We start from the raw sequence: 23196 nt of genomic DNA on the forward strand, positions 1-23196 counted from the left end.
AAATGGCTGTCTAGGGGCGATCGGCCCCGTAGCCGTCGCCACGGGAATTTCCGCGAGAGCCCATAGACCCGGACGAACCTTCGGCCTAGGCTCGAGCCTGTGAAACGGAAGGGCGACACACCCGACACCGCAAGGCACTAAAGACGAGGACCTCTGATGAAGAAGTTTGTAGTTCTTTACATCGCAACCCAGTCAGCACAGGAACTTATGGCGGAGAGCTCGCCTGAAGCGGCCCAGGAAGGCATGAAGGCGTGGATGCAGTGGGCCGACAAGGCAGGTGACGGCCTGGCGGACCTGGGAACGCCGCTGGGCGAAGGCAAAGAAGTGACAAGTAGCGGAGCTTCGGACGCGGAAAACATCGTGGGCGGATACAGCGTGCTGCAGGCGGAAGACATGGATGGCGCGCTCGCGCTGCTGGAGGGCCACCCCCACCTCATGTTGCCCGGCGCCAGCATCCGGGCATACGAGGCGCTGGACATGCCCGGAATGTGAGCCCGGCTTGGGCGGGGGCAGCCCCGGCTCCGGCAGCCCTGCCCGGACATGCAGGAGGGCGGTTCCCCCAAGGAACCGCCCTCCGGCTGGTGCGGGCAACCTGCACATCGCTGATGCACGGCCCCACACAGTGACTTCTTTGGTGGACCGCCGCCCGCCGCAGGGGCGGGCGGGCGATCCGTAGAAAACACTACAATGCTTTCTTATGCTTGTCACGATAATGACAAAACTTGTCATGCAGTGGTGGGTATTCTGGGAGCCATGGACCAGACCCCTGAAGCCGCGCACCCCACCACCCAGCACATCTTCATCGACAAGGAGAGCCCGTCGGTCTGGCGAGCACTTAACGGACTGGGCCTCAAGGCACGGGAAGCGGCCGACGAGGCCGGCATCAGCAGGGCCCTCACCGAACTCCTCAACGTCCGCATCTCGCAGATCAACGGCTGCGCCTATTGCCTGAACATGCACGTTGCCGATGCCCTCAAGAAGGGGGAAACCACCCAGCGGCTCGCCGTCCTGGCAGCCTGGCGGGACACCGCCCTCTTCACCGAGAAGGAACGCGCGGCCTTGGCGCTGGCGGAGTCAATCACCACCCTGCCGGACGCCCACACCCGGGACCGTGAGGACGGCTATGCCCGGCAGCACCTGAATGCGGCAGAGTATTCGGCGGTGAGCTGGCTGGTGATCACCATGAACGCGTTCAACCGCGTGTCCATCACCAGCCAGCACCCCGTGCGGCGGGAAGCCAAGGATGAATCCGAGGCGCGCTAGGAAGCCTGCCGCGCGGCCCTGACGAGTTCCGCGCAGCGCTCCCCGATCATCATGGTGGTGATGTTCGGGTTCACTGTGGTCAGCTCGGGCATGACAGAGGCATCCGCCACGCGCAGCCCGGTCACGCCCTTCACCCGCAGCTCCGGATCCAGCGGGGACATCGCATCGTCCGCAGCGCCCATCCGGACTGTTCCCGCCGGGTGGTAGACCGTGTTGTGGGTCTTGCGGATGTAGTCCGTGATTTCCGCATCGCTCTGGACGGCCTCGCCCGGGTAGAGTTCCTTGCCCGCCCACTCGGCCATGGCCGGCTGCGCCACGATCTCCCGGGCCTTGCGGATGCCCGCCACCATCACGCGCATGTCGTGCGGGTCGGTGAAGTACCGCGGATCCACCTTCGGCTTGTCCCGGTAGTCGCGGCTGCGGAGCCGGACCGTTCCGCGCGACCTGGCGTGCGTGACGTTCGGCGTGAGGCAGAAGCCGTTGTCCGTCGTCGGGTAGCCCTGGCGCAGGGTGTGCATGTCAAACGGCACGGAGCCGTAGTGGAACATCAGGTCCGGCCGGTCCAGGCCCGCTTCAGTGGTGGTGAAGATCCCGATTTCCCACCACTGGGTGGACGACTCCGGCATGGGCTTCCGGGCCTCCCACTGGATGACACCTTCGGGGTGGTCCTGCAGGTGCTCGCCGACGCCCGGCGAATCGGACCGGACCGGAATCCCGAACTCTTCCAGCTGCGCGGCCGGGCCGATCCCGGAAAGCATCAGCAGCTTGGGCGAATCGATGGCCCCCGCGGACAGGATCACCTCGGCGCGTGCGGTCAGGGCATGGGTCTTCCCGAAGGAGTTGTCCACGACGTCGACGCCGGCGCAGCGGTTGTCCGCGGTGAACTTCAGTTCGCGGGCGCGCAGCCCGGTGAGCAGGGTGAAGTTGGGCCGGTTCATGACCGGGTGGATGTAGGAAACGGACGACGACGATCGGGTACCGTCGGCGCGGCGGTTGATCTGGAAGAAATTGGCGCCGTCGACCACGGTTTCGCCGAAGTTGAAACGCACCCGCGGGATGCCGGATTCCTCGCAGGCATCCAGCAGGGCGCGGCCGCAGGGGTCCGCCGCGGGCACGTTCATCAGGTGCACAGGGCCACTGTCACCATGGTGCGGAGCGTCCGGACCGGCGTCCTCGTTCGTTTCAAGATGCTTGTACAGCCGGTAGGCCATCTCGGCATTCCAACCGGTGGCGCCGAACTTCTGTTCCCACTCGTCGAGGTCCTCGCGGGGAGCCCAGAAGGCGATGCAGGAGTTGTGGCTGGAGCAGCCGCCCATCACCTTGGCGCGGGCGTGGCGCATGAAGGAGTTGCCGTTTTCCTGCTCCTCGATGGGGTAGTCCCAGTCATAACCGGATTCCAGCAGCTCCATCCAGCGGTCCAGCTGCAGGATGGCCTCCACGCCGCGGTCGTCAGGCCCGGCTTCCACCAGCGCCACTTCCACCGAAGGGTCCTCGCTCAGCCGTGAGGCCACCGCCGCACCGGCGGAACCGCCGCCGATGACGATGCAGTCGAAGTCAGTCTTGTCCAAGGCCGTCATATGCGCTTACTTCCCCTCTGCGCGGCGTCTGTGTTCCCGGCTGCGGCGTGGTCCGCAAACCAGCCCGTCACCTGCGGATCGATGTTGTGATAAACATGCTTGGCTTCCTGGTATTCGGCCAGGCCCGTGGGTCCAAGCTCCCGGCCGACGCCGGACTGGCCGAACCCGCCCCACTCCGCCTGCGGCAGGTAGGGGTGGAAGTCGTTGATCCAGATGGTGCCGTGGCGCAGTCTGCGGGCCACCCGCTGGCTCTTGCCGGCGTCCTGGGACCAGACGGCACCGGCCAGGCCGTAGTGGGTGTCATTGCCCAGCCGGACGGCTTCCGCTTCGGTGGTGAAGGTTTCCACGGTGACCACCGGGCCAAAGGCCTCGTCCTTGAGGACGGACATTCCGCTGGTGACCTGGTCCAGGACGGTGGGCAGGTAGTAGTACCCCTTCTTGAGCTCGCCGTCGCCCCACTTTCCGCCGCAACGCAGGCGTGCGCCTTCGGCGATGCCCTTGTCCACGTAGGCGGCCACCTTGTTGCGGTGGGGGGCGGAGATCAGCGGCCCGGTCTCGGCGTCGGGGTCGAAGGGACCGCCCAGACGGATCCGCTCCGCCCGGCGCACCAGCTCGTCCACGAACCGTTCGGCGATGGATTCCTCGATAATCAGGCGCGAGCCGGCGGAGCAGACCTGGCCGGAGTGGACGAACGCGGCGTTGAGCGCATTGTCCAGGGCGGCGTCGAAGTCGGCGTCCGCGAAGATGATGTTGGGGTTCTTCCCGCCGAGCTCCAGGGCCACCTTCTTGACGGTGGCGGCTGCCGAGGCGGCGATGGTCTTGCCGGTTTCGAGTCCGCCGGTGAAGGACACCAGGTCCACGTCCGGGTTACCGGAAAGCACGGATCCGACAGTCTTGCCGTCGCTCAGGACGAGGTTGGCCACGCCCGCGGGCAGGCCCAGTTCTGCCAGGACCTCCATCATCAGGATCGCGGTGTGGGGTGTGAGCTCGCTGGGCTTGAGCACAAAGCTGCAGCCGGCCGCGAGCGCCGGGGCGATCTTCCATGCTGCCTGGAGCAGCGGGTAGTTCCAGGGGGCGATCAACGCGCAGACGCCCACGGGTTCGTATTCGATCCGGCTGACCACGGTGCTGCTGCCGGCGTCCACGAGCCGGCCGGAGTCCTGGCCCGAGATCTTGCCGAAGTACTCGAAGCAGATGGCGATGTCGTCCATGTCGATTTCGCTTTCCACCAGACGCTTGCCGGTGTCCAGCGTTTCGGCGCGGGCGAATTCGTCCTTCCGCTCCCGCAGCCTCGCGGCCACTCGCAGCAGGAACGAGCCGCGCTCCAGGGCCGGGATGCCGGCCCACTCGCCGCCGTCGAACGCCGCCCTGGCGGCGGCGACCGCACGGACCGCGTCGAAGGCGTTGGCTTCGGAGACGACGCCGGCCAACTCGCCGTCGGCCGGGCAGCGGATCTCCCGGGTGCCGCCGTCGGACGCCGCACTCCAAGTGCCGCCGATGAATAGCGTTGCGGTGGTCATTTCGCTGCCTCCTGCGTTTCGAAGTCTGATTCCCAATTGTCTTTTGCCACCTGGTCCTCGACGAGGACGGTGTTGCCCGGTGCTGCACGGTTCAGGTGCAGGAACTCCAGGTGCTGTTCGTAATGGTCCAGGACATCGGTGATGACCTGTTCCTTGGTGTAGCCCATGAGGTCGTAGCCGTGGCTGCCCTCGAGGGAGAACACTTCCATCCGGTAGTAGTGGTCGTCCGGGTCTGCCCGCCTGGTCGCGTAGGACGGCGTCTCGTACTGCACCGGATAGATCTGGTACTTGAAGGGCCGCTCCGCCCCCATGGCAAGCTGCAGGTCGATGCTGTCAATCCCGCAGGAATCCACCGTGGACACCGAAAGGACCGTCTCGGCGCCCTGGGTTTTCAGTTCCTCGCTGACCTCGCGCAGCGCCGGAACGGCCACGGTTTCCATGAAGCGCGTGGTCTGCCGGCGCCCGGGGTAGCTCATGGCACGGGTGAGCCGCTGCCGCCAGCTGCGTCCACCGCGCTGTTCCCCTGCCCGGCCGGTGATGATGCCCGGCAGGCTGGCCCGGTAGCTGTCGTTGAGGGAGTTCTCCACGCGCAGGGCCTTGTACAGCCCCAGCATAATGAACACCAGGAGCAGGGAAAGCGGCAGGCCCATCACAATCGTCGCGTTTTGCAGCGTGGACACCCCTCCCACCATCAGCATGGCCAGGGTCAGCAGGCCGGTGGCCACCGCCCAGAACACGCGCATCCATTCCGGCCCATCGGCGTCGGCATCCTTGAGGTGCGAGGTGAAGTTTGCCATCACCAGCGCCCCGGAGTCCGCTGAGGTGACATAGAACAGCAGTCCCGTGAAGGTGGCGACGGCGGCCGTCACCGGAACGCCGGGGTACTGGGACAGCAGGCTGTAGAAGCCGCGCTCCGGGTGGCTCATGGCCGCCTCGCCGAAGGCCGCGTTGCCGTTCATGATCAGGTCGATGCTGGAGTTTCCGAAGACCGAGATCCACAGCAGGATGAAGATGAAGGGCACGGTCATGGTGCCGAGCACGAACTGGCGGATGGTCCGGCCGCGGGAGATGCGGGCCAGGAAAAGGCCCACGAAGGGCGCCCAGGCAATCCACCACGCCCAGAAGAACAGCGTCCAGGCATTCATCCAATCCGTGGGCCGGTCGTACGCGAACGTATCAAGGGTCATGGACGGGAAGCGGCTCATGACGTCGCCGATGTTCTGCACGATGCCGTCCAGCAGGAAGCTGGTCTTGCCGGCCACCAGTACGAACAGCATCAGGGCCACGGCCATGATCACGTTGAGTTCGGACAGCCGCCGGATGCCCTTTTCGACGCCGGAGACCACGGAGACGGTGGCCATCACCACGGACAGCGCGATCAGGCCGATCTGCACCGAGAGGTTCTCGGGAATGCCGAACATGAAGTTCAACCCGTAGTTGAGCTGCACCACGGCGATGCCCAGCGAGGTGGCGATGCCGAAGATGGTGCCGAGCAGGGCGGCGATGTCCACGGCATGCCCCACCGGGCCTTCGATCCTCTTGCCAAAGATCGGGTACAGCGCGGAACGGATGCTCAGCGGAAGGTTGTGCCGGTAGGCAAAGTAGCCCAGGGCCAGCCCCATCAGCGCGTAGAGCGCCCAGCCGGTGATGCCATAGTGGAACAGGGTCCAGACCAGGGCCTGGCGTGCGGCTTCCGCATTACCGCCTTCGCCCTGCGGCGGGGCCAGGTACTGGCTGACCGGCTCCGACACGGAGAAGAACATCAGGTCGATGCCGATGCCGGCGGCGAACAGCATGGCGGCCCAGGTGAACATGCCGAACTGGGGCTTGGAATGGTCCGGGCCGAGCTTGGTCTTCCCCACCCGGGACAGCGCAGTCACGAGGACGAAAGCCACCACGGCCGTGACGATCAGGAAGTAGTACCACCCCATGTTGGTGGACACCCAGCCCACCATGGAGCCGATGACGGCCTCGGCATTGTCCTTGGCGAGGATGGCCCACAACGCGATTCCCACCACCCCCGTCGCCGAGCCGAAGAAGACGGCCTTGTTGACCCGTGTGGTGCGATCGGGTCCGGTGTCCGGCGCGGCCGGCCCGCCTGGCCCGTATGGCCCGCCTGAAGCCTGGGATGCCTGCCCTGGCGGTCCTGTGGCCGGCGGCCCAGCGGACACTTCCGGTCCTGACGGCGCGCCGGAAGGCGCTGTGGAGTTCTGGCTCATCGGTCCCATTTCAGTTTTTGAGGCTGCGGTCCAGGCCCCGGGTCAACACCGCGCGGCGCGATGGCGCGCGGAGGCCGGGCCGGGCGTCGTGTTGAGTCTGGCTTGGCTTTCGACGCTATCAACGCGCTCCGCCGCACCCCCAAGTTTTATGAGACTACTCACTCGTTTGGTGCCGTTTACCGCAGTTTGGGGGCGTTTGCTAGGCGGGATAGACGGCGACTGCAGCCGCCTTGATCACGAAATAGACCGTCATTCCGGGGGTGAGCCCCAAGTCCGCCGAAGCTGCGGGAGTGATGTCGGCGGACATCCCATCGGCCCGGACCCGGATTTGGTCCCCATGCTGCTCCAAGTCCGTAACCGTGACGGCGAATGAGTTCCGGGGACTGCCGTGCGCGTCGGTCAGGAACACGGAGACGGCCGACGGCGGGAAGGCGGCCACGCCGGGCTGCCCGGCGCCGGCCGGGGATACTTCCACGTCCTGGTGCCCGGCCACTTCCAGCCCCTCTGTTGTCCGGATCCCGGTGGAGGTGAGCGTCCCCGGAATGAGGTTGAGGCCGGCCAGCCCGGCCGCGAACCGGCTCCTTGGACGCTGCAGGACCTCCCGGGTAGGCCCCTCCTCGGTGATCCTACCGGCCTCCAGGACAATCACGCGGTCTGCCAGCATCAGGGCGTCCAGGACGTCGTGGGTGATGATGATGGCGCGGCGCCCGGCCAGGACCTTCTTCAGGAGCCTGCGGAGCAGCGGCGCAGCATGGATGTCCAGGGCTGCCATGGGCTCGTCCAGCAGCAGCACCTCGGGGTTGGCCGCCAGCGCCCGGGCCACCGCCACGCGCTGGGCCTGTCCGCCGGAGAGTTCGGCCGGCCGCCGTGCTTCGAGTTCCCCGGCGTCCACCGCGGCCAGCCACTTCCGGGCCGACTCCCGGGCAGTTTTCCGCGGAATCCCGGCACTGAGGGGTCCAAAGGCCACATTTTCCAGGGCGCTGAGGTGCGGGAACAGCAACGGCTCCTGCGCGAGGAGGGCCGTTCCACGGTGGTGCGGTGCGGTCCAGGTGCTGGCGCCGCCGCCGAGGTCGAACAGCACCTTTCCATCGATTTCGGCCCGGCCGGAATCGGGCCGCAGGAGTCCGGCAATGACATTGAGAAGGGTGGATTTCCCTGCCCCGTTAGGGCCAAGGACCGCCACGGTTTCGCCCGGCGCAAGGCCCAGACCGACGTCGAATCCGCGGGCGCCCAGCGTTGCCTGCACGTGAAAGCTCACCGGTTGCCGTCCGATCGTCCGCCGGCGGCGGCGCGCCTCAGGTCAGCGCCTGCCGGGGCACTGCGCCGGCCCGGCGTTCCCGGTCGCCGGTACGTCAGCCCCACAACTGTCACAGCGACGGCCACCAGCACCAGCGAAAGCGCGACGGCGGCATCGGCGTCCGTTTCCCTCTGCAGGTAGATTTCCAGCGGCAAGGTCCGGGTCACCCCCTGCAGGCTCCCTGCGAAGGTGAGCGTCGCACCGAATTCGCCGAGGCTCCGCGCGAAGGAGAGCACAGCCCCGGACGCCAGGCCGGGCAGCACCAGCGGCACCGTGACGCGGCGCAGCACAGTGGTCGGCCGGGCTCCGAGGGTTGCGGCCACGGCCTCGTACCGGCCACCGGCGGTCCGAAGCGCACCTTCCAGGCTCACCACCAGGAACGGCAGCGCCACGAACGTCTGCGCGAGGACCACCGCCGTCGTCGAAAACGCAATCTGGATCCCGGCGACCTCCAGGCTCCGGCCCAGTAGGCCCTGGCGGCCGAAGGTGTACAGGAGGGCGATGCCGCCCACCACGGGCGGCAGCACCAGCGGTAACAGCACAAAGGCGCGCAGCAGGCGCTGGCCCGGGAAGGTCGAACGGGCCAGCACCAAGGCCAGCGGCACTCCGAAGACGATGCACAGGGCGGTGCTCGCCGCAGAGGTCCGCAGGCTGAGCCCGAGAGCCGTCAGGGAGGAGTCGGACGTCACGAGCGGGATGAACTGCGGCCAGTTGACCCTCGCCGCCATCGCTGCCAGCGGCAGCAGGACGAACAGTCCGCCCGCAGCGGCGATCCCGTAGATCCAGCGCGGAATCCCGTCGTACCCGCTTGCTCTGGCCCGTCCCATGGTCTCCTTACGGTGCGCCGAAGCCGGCGTCGGCGAGGATCTTCCTGCCTTCGGCACCGGTCACCATGGCGATGAAGGCCGCGGCAAGTCCCTTGTTCCTGCTTGAGCCTACTGTGGCGATGGGATAGGTGTTGACGGCCTTGCCGGCCCCGGCGAACGGGATTCCCTTCACCTTGCCGCCGGCGCCCTTCACATCGGTGACGTACACCAGACCGGCGTCGGCCTCACCGGAGGTCACCTTGCCCAGGACATCCGTAACGGATGATTCCTCGCTGACCGGGGAAATCGTGACGCCGGAGGCCTTTTCCACAGTGTCCGTCGCGGCCCCGCACGGGACCTGGCTGGCACAGACAACCACCTTGACGCCCGGCCTGGCGAGGTCGGCGAAGGAGTCGATCGACGCCGGGTTGGACGGCGGGACGGCGATCTCCAGGACGTTCGTGGCGAAGTCCGTCGCCGTACCGTCGATGAGTTTGGCGTCGGAAAGCTTGGCCATGTTCTTGGTGTCGGCCGAGGCAAACACGTCAGCGGGCGCACCCTGGGTGATCTGTGTGACCAGGTCCGAGGAACCGGCGAAGCTGAGCGTCACCTTGGTGCCGGGGTTCTTCGCTTCGAACTCGCCGGCCAGTTTAGTGAACGTGGCCTTGAGCGACGCCGCCGCGAAGACGGTGACGGTCCCGGACAGCTGCCCGGTCTCTTGCTGGGCAGTCCCGTTCGAGGACGCGGCAGCTGAAGGCGACTGGGATGCGGGGGCACAACCGGCCAGGCCGGTGGCGACGGCGCCAAGTGCCAGCAGTGCGGTGAGGCGCAGGTTCCGGATGTTCACACGATGCTCTTTCCTTGGGGCGTTTCAATGATCACGGTGGTGGCCTTGACGACGGCGGTGGCCACCGAGCCGAGCTCAAGGCCCAGTTCCCGGACGGCTTCGCTGCTCATCAGCGACACGACCCGGAACGGCCCGCACTGCAGTTCGACCTGGGCCATGACCTTGTCCGCGGTAATGCCCGTGACCAGGCCGACGAACCGGTTGCGGGCCGAACTGCCCACCCGGGTTGGATCCTCCGGGAGCTGTGCCTGTTCGCGGGCGAGGGTGGCCAGCTCGAACCCGTCCACGGCCAGGCGGCCGGATTCGTCCTTCACCGGAGTGAGGCTTCCGTTCTCGGTCCAGCGGCGGACGGTATCGTCGCTGACGCCCAGGAACCTGGCAGCTTCCGCGATCCTTATTGTCGACATCACACAAGCATAATTTCTCATTTGCGGATAGGAAAGGCTGATTAATCCGCAAATTCGGAGCAGTCGACGCATTTGGGAAATGGGGCAAGCCCAAGCGAAAGACTCCCGTAAGAACGAGCCGTAGCCCGGCCGAGTGCTGCCGCAGTACGATTTTTCGTGGGGGCGGAGCCGCCAGCGCGAAGGAGCGTTGCAATGCAATGGATCAGGCCTGACAGTCCGGACTATGACGCATCCCGGAAACTTTTCAACGCGATGATCGACCGGCGCCCTGCCGTCATTGCACCATGCGGCACTGCCGGCGAAGTGGCCGAGGCCCTGAAGCATGCACGGGACAACGAACTTGCCGTAGCTGTCCGCGCAGGCGGGCATTCAGTCGCCGGGATGTCCATGAACGACGGCGGCCTGGTGGTGGATGTGCGCCCGATGAAGTCCATTGAGGTGGATCCGGAAAGCCGCACTGTAACCATTGGCGCCGGTGTGACCTGCGGGGAGTTCGACCGTGCCACACAGCAGTACGGCCTGGCCATGACCGGTGGCCGCGTCTCCACCACAGGGTTGGCCGGCTTCACCCTGGGCGGCGGCTCGGGCTGGTTGGAAAGGGCATACGGCTTCGCCTGCGATCACCTTGTCTCGGTTGACCTCGTCACGGCAGCCGGCGAACTGGTGACGGCCAGCGCTCAAGAGAACCCCGAACTGTTCTGGGCTCTGCACGGCGGTGGCGGAAACTTCGGAGTGGCCACGTCCTTCAAATTTGCGCTCCACGAACTAGGTCCAACGGTCCATGCCGGACTGATGCTCTGGCCGGGCGATGCTGCACCCGAGATCAGCCGCGGCTACCGGGATCTGGCACTCGCGGCGCCTGACGCCGTCGGCTCAGCCTTGATGTTCCTGACAGCCCCGCCGGAACCGTTCGTGCCGGAAGACATGCTGGGAGAGATGGCGGTGGGAGTGGCCTATGCCTACGCAGGGGATGCGGCCGCAGGCGCGGACCACGCCAAGCCCTTCCGTGAGCTGGGTCCCTCCGTCGACCTGGTGAGCGATATGAACTACGCCGATTTCCAATGCATGCTCGATGACCCGCCCAACCTCTACAACTACTGGAGCGCCGACTACCATCATGAGCTCTCCGACGACGCACTGGATATCTTCATCGATTCAGCCCACAGCTTGCCGGGTCCGCATTCCCAACAGCTGATAGCCCGTTGGGGCGGGGCCGTGAGCGGACCCGCTGCCGCACTGACTCCCCTGCAGAACCGCAACGCCAACTGGGTCAGCCACCCCTTCGGCATCGAGGAGACTCCCGAACGCGGGCAGGAAGCCAAGGCCTGGGTCAAGAGGTTCCGCCATGACATCGCGCCGTATGCCACCGGCGGAGTTTGGCTGAACTTCGTGGGTGACGAAGGGCAGGCCCGTGTCCAGGCGGCCTTCGGGAACGAGAACTTCGTCCGGCTGTCCCAGGTGAAGCGGGAGTTCGATCCGGACAACGTGTTCCGGGGCAACCAGAACATCCCGCCCGCCCCGGCCTAGGGCGTAGAGACCAACCGCAGACGAGGCCTGGTGCTTACGCCGCGTCGGACTGCGGCAGCTGGCTGACCTTGGCCGTTAGAGCACCTGGCCGGTTCCATTCCGCGCTTCCGGCTCGACCCGACAGACCCGACCGGACCTGGGTTCCCCTGTTGGTCGGTGCATGGCGGCGCCCGACGTCTGCCGGTAGTTCAGGTCTTGAAGTAGTTGTTCTGCTGTGGCCTTTGGCGTGGGTCGATGTGGGGTGGCGGGATGAACCACGGCATGCCGGTTTTGACCTGGATGGTCCATTGCTCTTTGTGGATGAGGTGGTGGTGATGGGAGCACAGCAGGGTGCCGTTGTCTGTGCTGGTGTTGCCGCCGTGTGACCAGTAACTGATGTGATGGGCTTCGCACCAGGGGGCGGGGATGGTGCAGCCGGGGAACGCGCAGCCCTGGTCGCGGGCGGTGATGGCTTTGCGGATGTGGGGCGGGAAGATCCTGGTGGTGCGGCCGATGTCCAGGACGCGTCCCTGGCTGCCGAGCAGGACGGGGATGATGTCCGCGTCGCAGGCAATTTTCCGGACCACGGAAGCCGCGACCGGGCCGGTGAACGTGAACGAGCCCGTGCCGGGGATGCCGGCAGGGGATCCGCTGCTGGAAAGTCCGGCACCTACGGGGCCGGTGTGGCCGGGATGGCCAGCGTTGCCATAGTCGTTGCTGTCGTTGTCCGGGCCGTCGTATCCAGGGTTGGTGGCCGTGGTCCGGGACCGGTAGCGAGGGCCTTTGGCGGTGGTGTGTTCGAGGCGGTCCAGGAGGTCGCGGTAGTCGATGGTGACCATGACCTGAGGGCGGAGTCCTCCCGCCGCCGGGAGGGTTCCGGTAGTCAGGGCTGCTTTGCAGGCACCGACCAGGCCGTCGAGGAGCCGTTGCGGCCGGGTCCGCCGGTCCAGGTCGGCATCAGGTCCGCCGCCGGTCCCGTCGCCGCTATCCGCTGCACTGTCTGCGTCGTTGCCGGCGTCGCTGCCGGCGTCACTACCCTCGGTGGTACCGGCTCTGGTGCGGGGGTTGGTGGCGGTGTTCATGACGGTCAGGAGGGGTTCGTACTGGTCCGGGGTGGCGAAGATTTCCAGGTGGTGGAGTCCGCGGCGGGCCGGGCGGAGGAAGACGCCCTGGCGGCGGCGGAGTTCTTCCTCGGAAGGCTCCGAACCGTCCTGGTCGATCGCATCGGTCCAGCGGCGGGCGACCCGGGTGAGGAAGTCGGTGTCGTGTTCGGTCGCGGTGCGGGTCAGGGCGTGTTCCATCCGGGCCGTGGTGTCCCCGGTGGCGTGGTGCCGGACCCGGTCCAGGGCCGCCGTGATGATGCTCGCGGGCCGGGACGCGACGGTCCCGGCAGCGACGGCGGCGGCGAGCTCGGGCCGCTCCGCAGGGTCCGTGTGGCCCGCAAACCCTGCCCGGGGCAGGACCGCGGCGGCGAGACTGATCCGGCGCCGGGCTTCGGCCGCACTGATCCGGAGCCGGGCGCGGAGGAACTCGGTGGCGTTCCTGTACCCGTCATCAGCCAGCTCAGATTCGGCTGGACGTGGAGCTTGGGAGGCTACAGCAGTATCTGCGCCCCATCCGATGGCCGCGCCCGAGCCCGAGCCTGAGCCGACTGCCGCCGAGCGCGCAGCCACTGCGGCTTCCCGACGGGTACGCTCCACGGCCCCGGCCGCAACGATCTGCAGATAATCGACGGCCCGGGAGACTTCCTCGACATTGTCGGCGAAGTCAGCAGCCTCACGGAAGCTCAGCAGCGCCGCGTCGTCGACCGCCGTCGAACCGATGCTTTTGAGCAGCTCAGGGCACCGCGCCAGATCACCGGAACCGCCGCCGTCGGACTCCGGCTGACTGCTTGAATCATCGCCGAAGCGGCCAGCCGGAGGAACGGCACGCAGTGTCCGGCTCAGCGGCACTGGCTCGAAAGAAGCATTGGAAATCTGCCCTAGGCGCGGGGCCTGGTTCGAGGCGAGTTCTTCAATGGCTTCCATGGGATAACTCTGCCAAAGGGGTGTGACAAAAAGACCTGCTGTTCAGCGGAAGAACTCCGCGCCAGCCCACGGGCGCCCGCGGCACTAGACTTCCCTCATGGCCGTCTACCTCGATCCGCCGCTCTGGCCAGCCCACGGAACTCACTTTTCGCACCTCATCTCGGACACGTCCCTCGAGGAGTTGCACAGCTTCGCGGACGCCGCCGGCATTCCGGACAGGGCGTTCGACGGCGACCACTACGACGTCTCCGAAGCCCGGTATGACGCGCTCGTAGCGGCCGGTGCCATTCCCGTGGAGGCCCGGGTCCTGGTCCGTAAGCTGATCGCCAGCGGCCTCCGCATCCCGGCCCGCGAGCGCGGCAAGGCCCTCAAGGTGCCGCTGCTGAACCGCTGGAACGCCGTGCTGCCGGGTCACGACGCCCTTTTCCTGGACCTCCTGGACCGCTGGGGCGAGGAGCACCGCAAGTACCACGGCCGCACCCACCTGCTGTCCGTCCTCGAGGCTCTGGACCTGCTCACCGAACCTACTGATCCGCCGCGCACTGTTGTCCTTGCCGCGTGGTTCCACGACGCCGTGTACCGCGGCATCGCCGGCCAGGACGAGGAGGAATCAGCCAGGCTCGCCCAGGACCGGCTCCTGCATGCGGGCCTGTCCGAGGACGAGGCGTACGAGGTCGGGCGGCTGGTCCGGCTGACTGCCGACCACCGGCCGGATGCCGGGGACGACGACGGCGCCCTCCTCTGCGACGCGGACCTTTCCGTACTCGGCGGCGAACCAAAGGCCTACGGCCGCTACCTCAGCGCCGTCCGGGAAGACTTTGCGCACATCGGCGACACCGACTTCGCGGCCGGACGCGCCGCCGTCGTCCGTCACCTGCTGGAACTGGACCCGCTGTTCAACACGGCCCGCGGCCGGGAACTCTGGCTGGTTTCCGCCCGACGCAACCTCAACGGCGAGCTCAACCCCGAAGTCAAGCTGGCGTGAGCGAGGTTCCCGCCGCACACCGGCAACTGCCGTTCACCGTCCGTTTCGACTGGGGGCACGACGGCGCCCTTGCCGTGGCTCCCGGGGCCGAACTGGCCGTTGTGGTGGACGTTCTGTGTTTCACCACGTGCGTGAGCGTCGCCGTGGACCGCGGAGCCAAGGTGTTTCCTTACCGCTGGAACGACAGCACTGCGGCTGATTTTGCCGCGCAGCAGGAGGCAGTGCTGGCCGGCCGTCGCGGCGGCAACGGCGTGAGTCTGTCGCCCGCGAGCCTGCGGGACGCGCCGACCTTGGACCGCGTGGTGCTGCCGTCGCCGAACGGCTCGGCACTTGCCCACTCGCTGACGGGAATGGTGCCGCGGGTGGCCGCGGTGTGCCTCCGTAACGCCCGCGCCCTGGCAGACTGGGCCGCCCGGAACCTTCCGCCGGCGGCAGTGATCGCCGTCATCGCGGCCGGCGAAACATGGCCCGACGGCGGACTCCGCCCGGCGCTCGAGGACCAGTTGGGTGCCGGCGCCTTCCTGGCGTCGCTGCCTGAGCACCGCAGGGCAGGTTTCTCCCCTGAAGCCCGGTGGGCCATGGACGCATTCGCCGCTGCCGGGCCGAGGCTCACTGACACGCTGCTGGAGTGCTCCAGCGGACGGGAACTGGTTTTCGGCGGCTACTAGGAGGACGTGGCGATCGCGGCGGAACTCAACCGGAGCGCCGCCGTCGCGCTTCTCGACGGCGGCGCGTTCCGCCGGGCGTAACGGCGCTTAGGGCAGCCAAAAGGGAGCGGCTCAGGCCGCGCTGCCGAGGTGCTCTGCCAAGCGGTCGAACGACTCGCCCCAGCCCCCGCCATGCCCGTCGCGGTTCTCCGTAGTGTCGAAGGGTCCCTGGGTGAACGTCATCCGGGTCGTGGCCCGGCCGGTTTCCTCGAGTTCAAAGGTCACTTCCGTTTCGAAGCCCCGGGTGCCGTCCGCGTTGTCCCAGGCATGGGTGAACACGAGCCGGTGCGGGGGATCGATTTCGGTGTTGACCCCGCTCCACCAGAGCTTCTCGCCTGTCTCTTCCCTGACCATGCAGGCACGGTACATGCCGCCCACTTCGAAGTCGGCTTCGATGGTCTCCCGCGGCGTGTGGAAGCCGCGCGGACCCCACCATGCCGGAGCCTGGTCCGGGTCCGTGAGGGCGGACCACACGACTCCGATGGGGGCGGCGAAGTCGCGGGTGATGACCAGCATCGAGTCGTCTGGCGTCAACAGCTGCGCTGAAACTTCCGTTGGTCCTGCTTTGTCAACCATTTGGGGCATCCTCGGTTTCCTGGGATTGGATTCTCTTGAGGTGCGTGTCCAGGCGGTCGAAGCTGGAGTCCCAGAAGCGGCGGTACGTTTCCATCCACTGGGTGGCCTCCTGGAGGGGGCCGGCTTCGAGTCGGCTGGACCGCCATTGTGCGGAGCGGCTGCGGGAAATCAGCCCGGCGGCTTCCAGCACTTTGAGGTGCCTGGAAATGGCCGGGAGGCTGATGTCGAAAGGCTCCGCCAGCTCATTGACCGTGGCATCGCCGCTGGCAAGGCGCGCCAGGATTGCCCGCCGTGTGGGATCTGCCAGCGCCGCGAAGATCATGCTGAGCTGATCGGCCGCCATCGCATATAACCTATTCGTTAATTAACTACTAAGTTAAATATGCTCCTGTGCGCCCGCGGCGTCAAGACCCTCAGCATTGTTCTTAGCGGTAACTGGTGACGAACGGCCGGTCCGTCGGCACAATCTGCTTGCCGAGGGGCATCAGCGAGACCGGGATGAGCTTCAGGTTGGCGATGGCCAGCGGGATGCCAATGATGGTGATGGCCATGGCGAAAGCGGTCACCACATGGCCGATCGCGATCCAGATTCCTGCGACCAGCAGCCAGATCACGTTTCCCAGCAGGGAAAACACGCCGTTGCCGCCGGGCTTGTCCACCACCATGCGGCCGAAAGGCCAGAGCGTGTAGGAGGCAATCCGGAAGGACGCGATTCCCCACGGAATGGTCACGATGAGCAGGCAGCAGATGATCCCCGCCAAGAAATACCCGAGCGCCAGCCAGAGTCCGCCGAATACCAGCCAAATGATGTTGAGCAATGTCTTCATACCGCCATTCTCCCCCGCGCCCGCCCGATCCGGCCTCGGGGATTGCCCTGAAAACGCCCCTGAAATCGGGCCGCTGTACCCGACCGCCCGGCCTGGCCCCGGTCTTTACGAAATCCTTACGCCGGCATCGCGTCGCTTCACCGCAGCGGTGGCGCATACTGTTGGCAGCTTGCCGGGTAAGGCCACCGTCAGGCCCAATGGCCTTCGGAGAAGGAGACGCAGCCGTGACCATCGTTGATAACGCCGTCTATGTGAATGGCCGCCGGACCACCGACCCGGAAGGGCTGGAGGAGACCTACTTCCTGTTGCGGCAGCGTCAGGGAATGGCCTGGATCGGGCTGTACCGGCCCGACTCCAAGGAACTGCGATCCGTGGCGGATGAGTTCGACCTCAGCCACCTGGCCGTGGAAGACGCCCTGACCGGGCACCAGCGCGCGAAACTAGAGCACTACGGCGAGACCCTTTTCCTGGTGCTGCGCCCGGCGCGCTATCTCGACGACGTCGAAAAGGTTGAGTTCGGTGAAATCCACGTTTTCGTGGGCCCGGATTTTGTAGTCACCGTCCGCCACGCCGAGTCACCGGACCTGGCCCGCGTCCGCCGGAGGATGGAATCCCAGCCGGAATTCCTGGCGCTGGGGCCGGACGCCGTGCTGTACGCCATCCTGGACCAGGTGGTGGATGAGTATGAGCCGGTGGTGGCCGGCCTGGAAAACGACATCGACGAAATCGAGGATGACCTCTTCGGCGGAGACCCGGACGTGTCGCGCCGGATCTATGAGCTCTCCCGTCAGGTCATCATGTTCCAGCGCGGGACCAGCCCGCTGGCGGGAATCCTGCAGGCCCTGCTCACCGGAACACCGGAGCACCGCCCCGGCACGGAACTGCAGGACCACCTGCGCGACGTCCTGGACCACGTCCTCCGGCTGGGTGAACGGACCACTTCCTTCAGGGCCCTCCTGCAGAACGCACTCACGGTCAACGCCGCGCTGGTGGCCCAGCGCCAGAATGATGAGATGCGGCGCCTGACGGAATCCAGCTTCGCGCAGAGCGAGCAGGTCAAACGCATCTCCTCCTGGGCCGCCATCCTCTTCGCCCCCACCCTGGTGGGCACCATCTACGGAATGAACTTCCGCACCATGCCCGAGCTCGACTGGATCTTCGGATACCCCATGGCCCTTGGCCTGATGGCGGGCATGGGCGTGGTCCTGTACGCGGCGTTCAAGCACAACAGATGGATCTGACCGCGGTCCCCGCCGCAGGCCACCTCCTCGCGGACCCTAGTCCTTTTTGACCAGGGCTGCCTCCACGTTGATCTTGACCTTGTCGCTGACCAGCAGCCCGCCGGCTTCGAGGGCCGCGTTCCACGTCAGTCCGAAGTCCTTGCGGCTGATTTCGGCCTCGGCGCTAAATCCTGCCCGGGTGGCGCCAAACGGATCAACAGCCACGCCGCTGAACTCCACTTCGAGTTCCACGGGCTTGGTAACGCCGCGGATGGTGAGGTCGCCGGTGACGGTGTAGTCCTCGCCGTCACCTTCGATGCCCGTGGCCCGGAACGTCATCTCCGGGTAGTTTTCGACGTCGAAGAAGTCCGCCCCGCGCACATGGGCATCGCGGTTCGCGTCGCCGGAGTCGAAGCTTGCCGTTTTCACCGTGGCGTGCAGGCTGGAGGCCGAAAGGGACTGGCCCACGTGCGCGTCCGCCGAGGCGTCGGTGAACCGGCCGCGGACTTTGCTGATGCCGGCATGGCGGACCGAGAACCCGATTTCACTGTGGGACATGTCGAGGGTCCAGATGCCGGGGGTAATGCCTTGGGGAAGAGTCACAATGGGTCTCCTTCGACTGGGTTGGCGGGATTGGACCGCCGGTTCTTCGGGGTGCTCCCCCAGCTGAATGCTAGCGAACACGCATAGCCACGGCTAGCCTCCTGTGAAACGGCAGGCTAGCCCGCTAAGCCCCGGTCTTCGCGCCGTGCGCGGCGGCCGCGGACCACTTGGGCTGCCAGCCGATGGCGGGCGCTATGTGGCGGGCAATGTTGCCCAGGAGCTTGGCGTTGAAGTCCACGCCGAGCTGGTTGGGGACCGTGAGCAGGAGTGTGTCGGCGGCCTGTACCGCGGCGTCTGCCGCCAGCTCCTCGGCGATCGCTTCCGGCTCACCCACGTAGCTCTTCCCGAATCTCGCCACGAGTCCGTCGATGACGCCCACCTGGTCATGCCTTTCCCGCAGGGCGCTGAGCCCGAAGTACCGGCGGTCCTCGTCGTCCACGATCGGCAGCACGCTGCGGCTGACCGATACCCGGGGCGTGTGCTGATGGCCTGCCTCGGCCCAAGCGCTGCGGAACATGCTGATCTGCTCCGCCTGGAGCTCGTCGAACGGCACACCGGTGTCTTCAGTCAGGAGGGTGGAGCTCATCAGGTTCATCCCCTGTTCAGCTGTCCACACTGCGGTGGCGCGGGAGCCGGCGCCCCACCAGACCCGGCGGGCAAGATCCGGCGAGTTAGGCTGGACCGGCAATTTGCCCGTGCCTCCGCCGAAGCGAGGATCGCCCTCGGCCACGCCGGCGCCGGTGATGGCGTGCCGGAACACTGCGGCATGCCGGCGGGCCATATCCGCAGGGGTTTCGCCCTCGGCCGGGACATGGCCGAACACGGCGGCGCCGTCCCTGGCAGGTTCCGGTGAACCGCGGCTGATTCCAAGCTGCAGCCTGCCGCCGCTGATCAGGTCCGTGGCGGATGCTTCCTCCGCCATGTACAGGGGGTTCTCGTACCGCATGTCGATCACGCCCGTGCCCATTTCGATCCTGCTGGTCCGGGCGGCGATCGCGGCCAGCAAAGGGAACGGCGAGGCCTGCTGCCGGGCGAAGTGATGCACGCGGAAGAAGGCGCCGTCGATCCCCAGCTCCTCGGCGGCCACGGCCAGCTCGATGCCCTGCAGCAAGGCCTCCCGGGCGGTCTGCGTCCGGGACCCCTCAACGTTGCCCCAGTGGCCGAAGGAAAGAAATCCGATGCGCTTCATGACTGCGGCAACAAGAATCCGGCACTCTTCATTCCGGCCGGTGCTGGGCATCCCGGCCGTCCGCGGACGGCAGTGCTGCGCCAGGCCTTCGCTGCGCTAGGCCTTCGCTGCCAGGACGAAGTCCCTGATCTTCGCCAGGTCCTTCACTCCGCGAGAACTTTCGACGCCGGAGGAGACATCCACTCCCCAGGCACCGGCTTCCTTCGCGGCCATTGCGACGTTGACGGGGTCAAGGCCGCCAGCCAGCAGCCAGTTCCGCCCGCCCAGCCCCTTGGCCTGCACCGAACCGTAGTCCCAGGCCTCGCCGGAACCGGGCACGGCGGCGTCAATCAGCAGCAGGTCCTCGCCCCAGCTGCCAAACGCCTCCGGGGAGGCACCCATGGTGACTGCCCTGATGACTTTCATGCCGGCGTCGTGCGCTGCTTTGACGTCCTCCGGGGTCCGGTCGCCATGGAGCTGGATCCACTCCAGGCCCGCCTCGCGGGCGACGGCGACGGCGTCTGCCACCGGCTCGTGGCGGAACACGCCCACTGCCGGCGTGCCGGCCGGAACGTGGACCAAGAGCTCCCGGGCCCGGGCAGGAGTGACCTCCCGGGGGCTTTTGGTCAGGACGAATCCGACGGCGTCCGCACCGGCTCCTGCCGCTTCCAGGACTGACTCCGGCGTACTCAGGCCACACACCTTGACGAACATCCCTGGCTCCTCCTGCGAATTTCTCCTCCACCTGACGTTAGCAAGCCCGCCCGGCCCGCGCCGAGGTTACGCACGGCGAAGCTTCCCGGTGGTCGTGTTCATGTGGGCGTGGCCTGCCGTCCGGCCGATAGGCTGGGCGCATGGAGATCATCCGCTATGCCGAACTCAGAGCCGAACCGTGGCGCAACAGCGGCGGGGTAACCCGCGAACTCGCCAGCCATCCGAAGGCGGCTTCCGCCCAGGACGGCGCCTGGGACTGGCGCGTCAGCATCGCCGAGGTGTCCAAGGCCGGCGCGTTCTCCGCCTTTCCCGGCATGGACCGCGTCCTGACCGTGATCGAGGGCGAACTCCTGCTCCTGACCGTGGACGGCGCCGAACACCCGCTGGAGAAGTACCGGCCGTTCCGGTTCTCCGGCGAGGCCGACACAGCCAGCGCACTGCCCACAGGCGACATCCGCGACCTCAACGTCATCACCCGGAACGGTGCGTTCAAGGGGTACACGTCCATCATCGAACTCTCCAAGAAGCGCGCCCACCCGGTCTTCGGAGGCCAGCTGGGCATCCTGCTGCAGGGCCAGGCCACGGTCAGCCCGGGTACCGCCGGTGACGCAGCCGCTGCCGAGTCCGGAGCCGGAGCCGGAGCCGCCGGTTCCGGCGAAGGCGACGCGCCCGAGGCAACCCCAGTCTCCGCAGAGCCGGAGACGCTGGCCCGCTACGACGCCGTCGTCGGCTCCGACTCCCGGACACCAGAGATCCTGGGCCGGGGTTTCTTGGCCGTCGTGTCGATCGACCGGGTTGCCGGCTAGCCGCGCTACCGTCCGGCAGCCGCGTTACCGTCCGGCGCTGGTGCCGGAGGACTGCAGGAGCTTTTCCTGCGCCGGCCCCACGGGGGTAAGTGCCGCAGCGATCACTACAGAGCTGGCCGAAGCCCAGGCCTGCGGACGGCAGCTCGCGGGGAACGGCACGGGTGTGCGCATGGCGTCAGAGCCGTGGCCCCCGAAGAGTTCGGGCAGCCGCCAGTCGTTGGCCTCGGCCACCTCCAGCAGCCCGGCCGCGAGCTGCGCCGCTTCATCCGGGAAGCCGTCGGCCAGCATGCCGCTGATGATCAGGGCCGTGTCGTGGCTCCAGACCGCGCCTGCGTGGTAGCGCGTGGGCCAGTAGCCGCCGTTCGTGGTGGACAGCGTCCGCACTCCGTAGCCGGAGAACATGGTGGTATCCATGACGCGGCGCACCACGGTGAGCTGCTCCTCCTCGTTCAGTATCCCGGTGCCGAGCAGGTGCCCCATATTGGAGGTCACGCCGTCCACCGGGCGCTTGTCAGCGTCCAGGGCGAGCGCAGGGTACGGACCGAGCTCGTCCTCGCACCAGAACTGCGCGCGGAAGCGTTCGGCCATGCCGGCTGCATAGTCGCGCCATTCTGCGGCTCCCGGACGCCCGAAGGCCTCAAGGATTTCCGCGCCCACCATGGCGGCCTCGTAGGCATAGGCCTGGACCTCGGCCAGCGCGATGGGCCCCTTCGCGAGCGAGCCGTCGTGCCAGCGGATGGCGTCGCCGGAGTCCTTCCAGCCCTGGTTCACCAGGCCGGTCCCTGACTCGTCCAGGTATTCCAGGAAGCCGTCACCATCCAGGTCGCCGTGGTCGCGGAGCCATTCGAGGGCGTCCAGGAGGTTGGGCAGGAGCTCTTCCACTTCGGCATCCGGCATGCCGGCCTTCCAGGCATCGTGCAGGAGGCAGATCCACAGCGGCGTTGCGTCAACGGTGCCGTAGTACACGGGCGGCAGGCGCAGGGCCTGGCCACTCTCGGCCATGGTCAGGACGGTCCGCCGGACCTCGTGCAGGATCTTCCCGGGCTGGACGGCCGTGGTGTGGTCAGTCTCGGTGCCCTGCCGGCCCGCGAGGGCACGGAGTGTTCCGCCCGCAATGGCGGTGTTGATGGGCAGCAGCATGCGGGCCGCAATGATCGAATCGCGGCCGAACATGGTGAAGAACCACGGCGCCCCGGCTGCCAGGAACGTGTCATGCGGATGCGAATAGTGCGCCAGGCGCAGGCTGTTGAGATCGCTGACGGACCGCTCCATGAGCCGGTCCAGCCTGGGATCGTCCGACGCCGGAGCAACAATGGGCTCCCCGTCCGCTGCGAGCATCGGTGAATCCGCATCGGTCAGGTCCACGGCCCAGCCCAGCTGGACGGGCACTCCCGGCTTCACTTCCACGGCCCAGTCGATGGTCACCTTGCTGCCACGCATGCTGACGGTTCCGTTCTCCGCGGTCAGGATCAGCGTGGTGTCGGTGTCTCGCCAGGACCACGTGGGCGCCTGCGGTTCCACCGCGGTGTGGCCGCGCCCGCCCTGCTTGACCTGCTCCATGGTGGTGTTGTCAGCGCCGAGGGTCAGCCGGACGTTCAAGGTCACCGGCTGCAGCATGGCCGATTCGAGGCGCAGCGTCTCCGCCACCGTGCCGGAGCAGCCGGTGAGCGTCGCGGTGGTGTCGCCCGCGCGGAGACGGCTGGACGCGGCCGTGCGGGTGCGCACCAAGGAGAGCAGGGGGTCGGCCACCTCGGCGTCAGCGCGCACAAAGTAGATGTAGTCGGATTCCGTGGAGGAACGCAGCTGGGTTGACACCCATTCCGGCTCCCGCCCGTCCACGGTGAGGACTGCGGTGTTGATAACCCGGTCATCGCCGCAGTAGATCCCCTGCGCCCCGGCATGCCGGATCTGCCCGTGCGCGTCGGACCACGCCTGGATCGGGGCACTGAAGACGCCGGAGAGATTGTGCAGGTATGGCTGTTCAGAGGCCAAGGATAAACAACTCCTGGTGATGTTGGATGGGCGGGCAAAGACGGCCGTCCGCATTACCTGCGGGCACCTTGGCCCACAAATTTGATCGATCAAATTTTGTGCGATTAGATCGTCTCACACGTTACTGTG

General features: G+C 67.0%; 22 protein-coding genes. 7 read left to right on the forward strand and 15 right to left on the reverse strand.

Going from position 1 to position 23196, the window contains the following annotated elements; translation table 11 throughout:
- Positions 1-156: 156 nt before the first annotated feature.
- Positions 157-492 carry a YciI family protein gene (locus J7I79_RS01965; protein WP_214949550.1) on the forward strand — a complete coding sequence of 112 codons (336 nt, stop codon included), beginning with the start codon at positions 157-159 and terminating at the stop codon, positions 490-492.
- A gap of 261 nt (positions 493-753) precedes the next feature.
- On the forward strand, positions 754-1263 hold the full coding sequence (locus tag J7I79_RS01970) for a carboxymuconolactone decarboxylase family protein (protein WP_214949552.1): 510 nt from the start codon (positions 754-756) through the stop codon (positions 1261-1263).
- Here the strand turns inward: J7I79_RS01970 and J7I79_RS01975 are convergent.
- The 7 genes from J7I79_RS01975 to J7I79_RS02005 form a co-directional block, all read right to left on the reverse strand.
- Complete coding sequence (locus J7I79_RS01975) at positions 1260-2840, reverse strand: GMC family oxidoreductase (RefSeq protein WP_214949553.1); 1581 nt, start codon at positions 2838-2840, stop codon at positions 1260-1262. The two genes, J7I79_RS01970 and J7I79_RS01975, sit on opposite strands and share 4 nt — an antisense overlap.
- Positions 2837-4360, reverse strand: coding sequence for an aldehyde dehydrogenase family protein (locus J7I79_RS01980; RefSeq protein ID WP_214949561.1), 1524 nt, complete (start codon positions 4358-4360; stop codon positions 2837-2839). The genes J7I79_RS01975 and J7I79_RS01980 overlap by 4 nt, the downstream gene beginning before the upstream one ends.
- On the reverse strand, positions 4357-6579 hold the full coding sequence (gene betT, locus J7I79_RS01985) for a choline BCCT transporter BetT (RefSeq protein ID WP_251042260.1): 2223 nt from the start codon (positions 6577-6579) through the stop codon (positions 4357-4359). The genes J7I79_RS01980 and betT overlap by 4 nt, the downstream gene beginning before the upstream one ends.
- Before the next feature lie 199 nt (positions 6580-6778).
- Positions 6779-7837, reverse strand: a complete 1059-nt coding sequence (locus J7I79_RS01990) for a sulfate/molybdate ABC transporter ATP-binding protein (RefSeq protein WP_214949563.1) — start codon at positions 7835-7837, stop codon at positions 6779-6781.
- A complete protein-coding gene (locus J7I79_RS01995) occupies positions 7834-8703 on the reverse strand; it encodes an ABC transporter permease (RefSeq protein WP_251042261.1) in 870 nt (289 codons plus the stop codon). Before J7I79_RS01995 ends, J7I79_RS01990 begins: the two co-directional genes overlap by 4 nt.
- A 7-nt stretch (positions 8704-8710) precedes the next feature.
- Positions 8711-9529, reverse strand: a complete 819-nt coding sequence (modA, locus tag J7I79_RS02000; RefSeq protein WP_214949565.1) for a molybdate ABC transporter substrate-binding protein — start codon at positions 9527-9529, stop codon at positions 8711-8713.
- The gene (locus tag J7I79_RS02005) at positions 9526-9936 is read right to left on the reverse strand and encodes a molybdopterin-binding protein (protein ID WP_214949567.1); all 411 of its coding nucleotides are present in this window, start codon (positions 9934-9936) and stop codon (positions 9526-9528) included. The genes modA and J7I79_RS02005 overlap by 4 nt, the downstream gene beginning before the upstream one ends.
- A gap of 192 nt (positions 9937-10128) precedes the next feature.
- Between J7I79_RS02005 and J7I79_RS02010 the strand changes: the two genes are divergently transcribed.
- Entirely contained in the window at positions 10129-11463 is a 1335-nt protein-coding gene (locus tag J7I79_RS02010) for an FAD-binding oxidoreductase (RefSeq protein ID WP_214949569.1), read from the forward strand.
- Between the two features lie 188 nt (positions 11464-11651).
- On the opposite strand, the gene J7I79_RS02020 is transcribed toward J7I79_RS02010, so the two are convergent.
- Positions 11652-13469, reverse strand: a complete 1818-nt coding sequence (locus tag J7I79_RS02020; RefSeq protein WP_251042262.1) for an HNH endonuclease signature motif containing protein — start codon at positions 13467-13469, stop codon at positions 11652-11654.
- A 97-nt stretch (positions 13470-13566) separates the two neighbouring features.
- On the opposite strand from J7I79_RS02020, the gene J7I79_RS02025 reads away from it, so the two are divergent.
- Together J7I79_RS02025 and J7I79_RS02030 are read left to right on the forward strand one after the other, a co-directional pair.
- Positions 13567-14454, forward strand: coding sequence for a DUF4031 domain-containing protein (locus tag J7I79_RS02025; protein ID WP_214949576.1), 888 nt, complete (start codon positions 13567-13569; stop codon positions 14452-14454).
- A complete protein-coding gene (locus J7I79_RS02030) occupies positions 14451-15122 on the forward strand; it encodes a 2-phosphosulfolactate phosphatase (protein WP_311380496.1) in 672 nt (223 codons plus the stop codon). Before J7I79_RS02025 ends, J7I79_RS02030 begins: the two co-directional genes overlap by 4 nt.
- Positions 15123-15233: 111 nt before the next feature.
- Here the strand turns inward: J7I79_RS02030 and J7I79_RS02035 are convergent, their stop codons facing one another.
- The 3 genes from J7I79_RS02035 to J7I79_RS02045 form a co-directional block, all read right to left on the reverse strand.
- The gene (locus J7I79_RS02035) at positions 15234-15737 is read right to left on the reverse strand and encodes an SRPBCC domain-containing protein (protein WP_214949578.1); all 504 of its coding nucleotides are present in this window, start codon (positions 15735-15737) and stop codon (positions 15234-15236) included.
- Positions 15730-16080, reverse strand: coding sequence for a helix-turn-helix transcriptional regulator (locus J7I79_RS02040; RefSeq protein WP_214949585.1), 351 nt, complete (start codon positions 16078-16080; stop codon positions 15730-15732). The genes J7I79_RS02035 and J7I79_RS02040 overlap by 8 nt, the downstream gene beginning before the upstream one ends.
- An 82-nt stretch (positions 16081-16162) precedes the next feature.
- Positions 16163-16564, reverse strand: coding sequence for a YccF domain-containing protein (locus J7I79_RS02045; RefSeq protein WP_214949587.1), 402 nt, complete (start codon positions 16562-16564; stop codon positions 16163-16165).
- A gap of 224 nt (positions 16565-16788) precedes the next feature.
- On the opposite strand from J7I79_RS02045, the gene J7I79_RS02050 reads away from it, so the two are divergent.
- Entirely contained in the window at positions 16789-17805 is a 1017-nt protein-coding gene (locus tag J7I79_RS02050; protein WP_214949589.1) for a magnesium and cobalt transport protein CorA, read from the forward strand.
- A 36-nt stretch (positions 17806-17841) separates the two neighbouring features.
- Here J7I79_RS02050 and J7I79_RS02055 read toward each other — a convergent pair whose 3' ends face one another.
- The 3 genes from J7I79_RS02055 to J7I79_RS02065 form a co-directional block, all read right to left on the reverse strand.
- Positions 17842-18387, reverse strand: a complete 546-nt coding sequence (locus J7I79_RS02055; RefSeq protein WP_214949591.1) for a YceI family protein — start codon at positions 18385-18387, stop codon at positions 17842-17844.
- Positions 18388-18511: 124 nt separating this feature from the next.
- Positions 18512-19576 carry an LLM class flavin-dependent oxidoreductase gene (locus J7I79_RS02060; RefSeq protein ID WP_214950037.1) on the reverse strand — a complete coding sequence of 355 codons (1065 nt, stop codon included), beginning with the start codon at positions 19574-19576 and terminating at the stop codon, positions 18512-18514.
- Between the two features lie 96 nt (positions 19577-19672).
- Entirely contained in the window at positions 19673-20269 is a 597-nt protein-coding gene (locus J7I79_RS02065) for a phosphoribosylanthranilate isomerase (protein WP_214949593.1), read from the reverse strand.
- Positions 20270-20409: 140 nt separating this feature from the next.
- Here J7I79_RS02065 and J7I79_RS02070 point away from each other — a divergent pair, with 140 nt between their 5' ends.
- Positions 20410-21075 (forward strand): HutD family protein, encoded by a 666-nt coding sequence (locus tag J7I79_RS02070; RefSeq protein ID WP_214949595.1) that lies wholly within the window; start codon positions 20410-20412, stop codon positions 21073-21075.
- 24 nt (positions 21076-21099) lie between these two features.
- On the opposite strand, the gene J7I79_RS02075 is transcribed toward J7I79_RS02070, so the two are convergent.
- Positions 21100-23067: a glycogen debranching N-terminal domain-containing protein gene (locus J7I79_RS02075; protein WP_214949602.1), complete on the reverse strand. Its 1968-nt coding sequence runs from the start codon at positions 23065-23067 to the stop codon at positions 21100-21102.
- Positions 23068-23196 lie beyond the last annotated feature (129 nt).

Origin of the sequence: Arthrobacter sp. ISL-69 (assembly GCF_018613775.1) — a bacterium.
Classification (GTDB): Bacteria; Actinomycetota; Actinomycetes; order Actinomycetales; family Micrococcaceae; genus Arthrobacter.

Coding starts and splice junctions, on each gene's coding strand:
- J7I79_RS01995 (WP_251042261.1), bottom strand. CDS start 8,703: ATGGGACGGGCCAGAGCAAGCGGGTACGACGGGATTCCGCGCTGGATC.
- J7I79_RS02060 (WP_214950037.1), bottom strand. CDS start 19,576: ATGAAGCGCATCGGATTTCTTTCCTTCGGCCACTGGGGCAACGTTGAG.
- J7I79_RS01975 (WP_214949553.1), bottom strand. CDS start 2,840: ATGACGGCCTTGGACAAGACTGACTTCGACTGCATCGTCATCGGCGGC.
- J7I79_RS02065 (WP_214949593.1), bottom strand. CDS start 20,269: ATGTTCGTCAAGGTGTGTGGCCTGAGTACGCCGGAGTCAGTCCTGGAA.
- J7I79_RS01980 (WP_214949561.1), bottom strand. CDS start 4,360: ATGACCACCGCAACGCTATTCATCGGCGGCACTTGGAGTGCGGCGTCC.
- J7I79_RS02010 (WP_214949569.1), top strand. CDS start 10,129: ATGCAATGGATCAGGCCTGACAGTCCGGACTATGACGCATCCCGGAAA.
- J7I79_RS02070 (WP_214949595.1), top strand. CDS start 20,410: ATGGAGATCATCCGCTATGCCGAACTCAGAGCCGAACCGTGGCGCAAC.
- J7I79_RS01970 (WP_214949552.1), top strand. CDS start 754: ATGGACCAGACCCCTGAAGCCGCGCACCCCACCACCCAGCACATCTTC.
- J7I79_RS02005 (WP_214949567.1), bottom strand. CDS start 9,936: ATGTCGACAATAAGGATCGCGGAAGCTGCCAGGTTCCTGGGCGTCAGC.
- J7I79_RS01965 (WP_214949550.1), top strand. CDS start 157: ATGAAGAAGTTTGTAGTTCTTTACATCGCAACCCAGTCAGCACAGGAA.
- betT (WP_251042260.1), bottom strand. CDS start 6,579: ATGAGCCAGAACTCCACAGCGCCTTCCGGCGCGCCGTCAGGACCGGAA.
- J7I79_RS02020 (WP_251042262.1), bottom strand. CDS start 13,469: ATGGAAGCCATTGAAGAACTCGCCTCGAACCAGGCCCCGCGCCTAGGG.
- J7I79_RS02040 (WP_214949585.1), bottom strand. CDS start 16,080: ATGGCGGCCGATCAGCTCAGCATGATCTTCGCGGCGCTGGCAGATCCC.
- J7I79_RS02035 (WP_214949578.1), bottom strand. CDS start 15,737: ATGGTTGACAAAGCAGGACCAACGGAAGTTTCAGCGCAGCTGTTGACG.
- J7I79_RS02025 (WP_214949576.1), top strand. CDS start 13,567: ATGGCCGTCTACCTCGATCCGCCGCTCTGGCCAGCCCACGGAACTCAC.
- J7I79_RS02045 (WP_214949587.1), bottom strand. CDS start 16,564: ATGAAGACATTGCTCAACATCATTTGGCTGGTATTCGGCGGACTCTGG.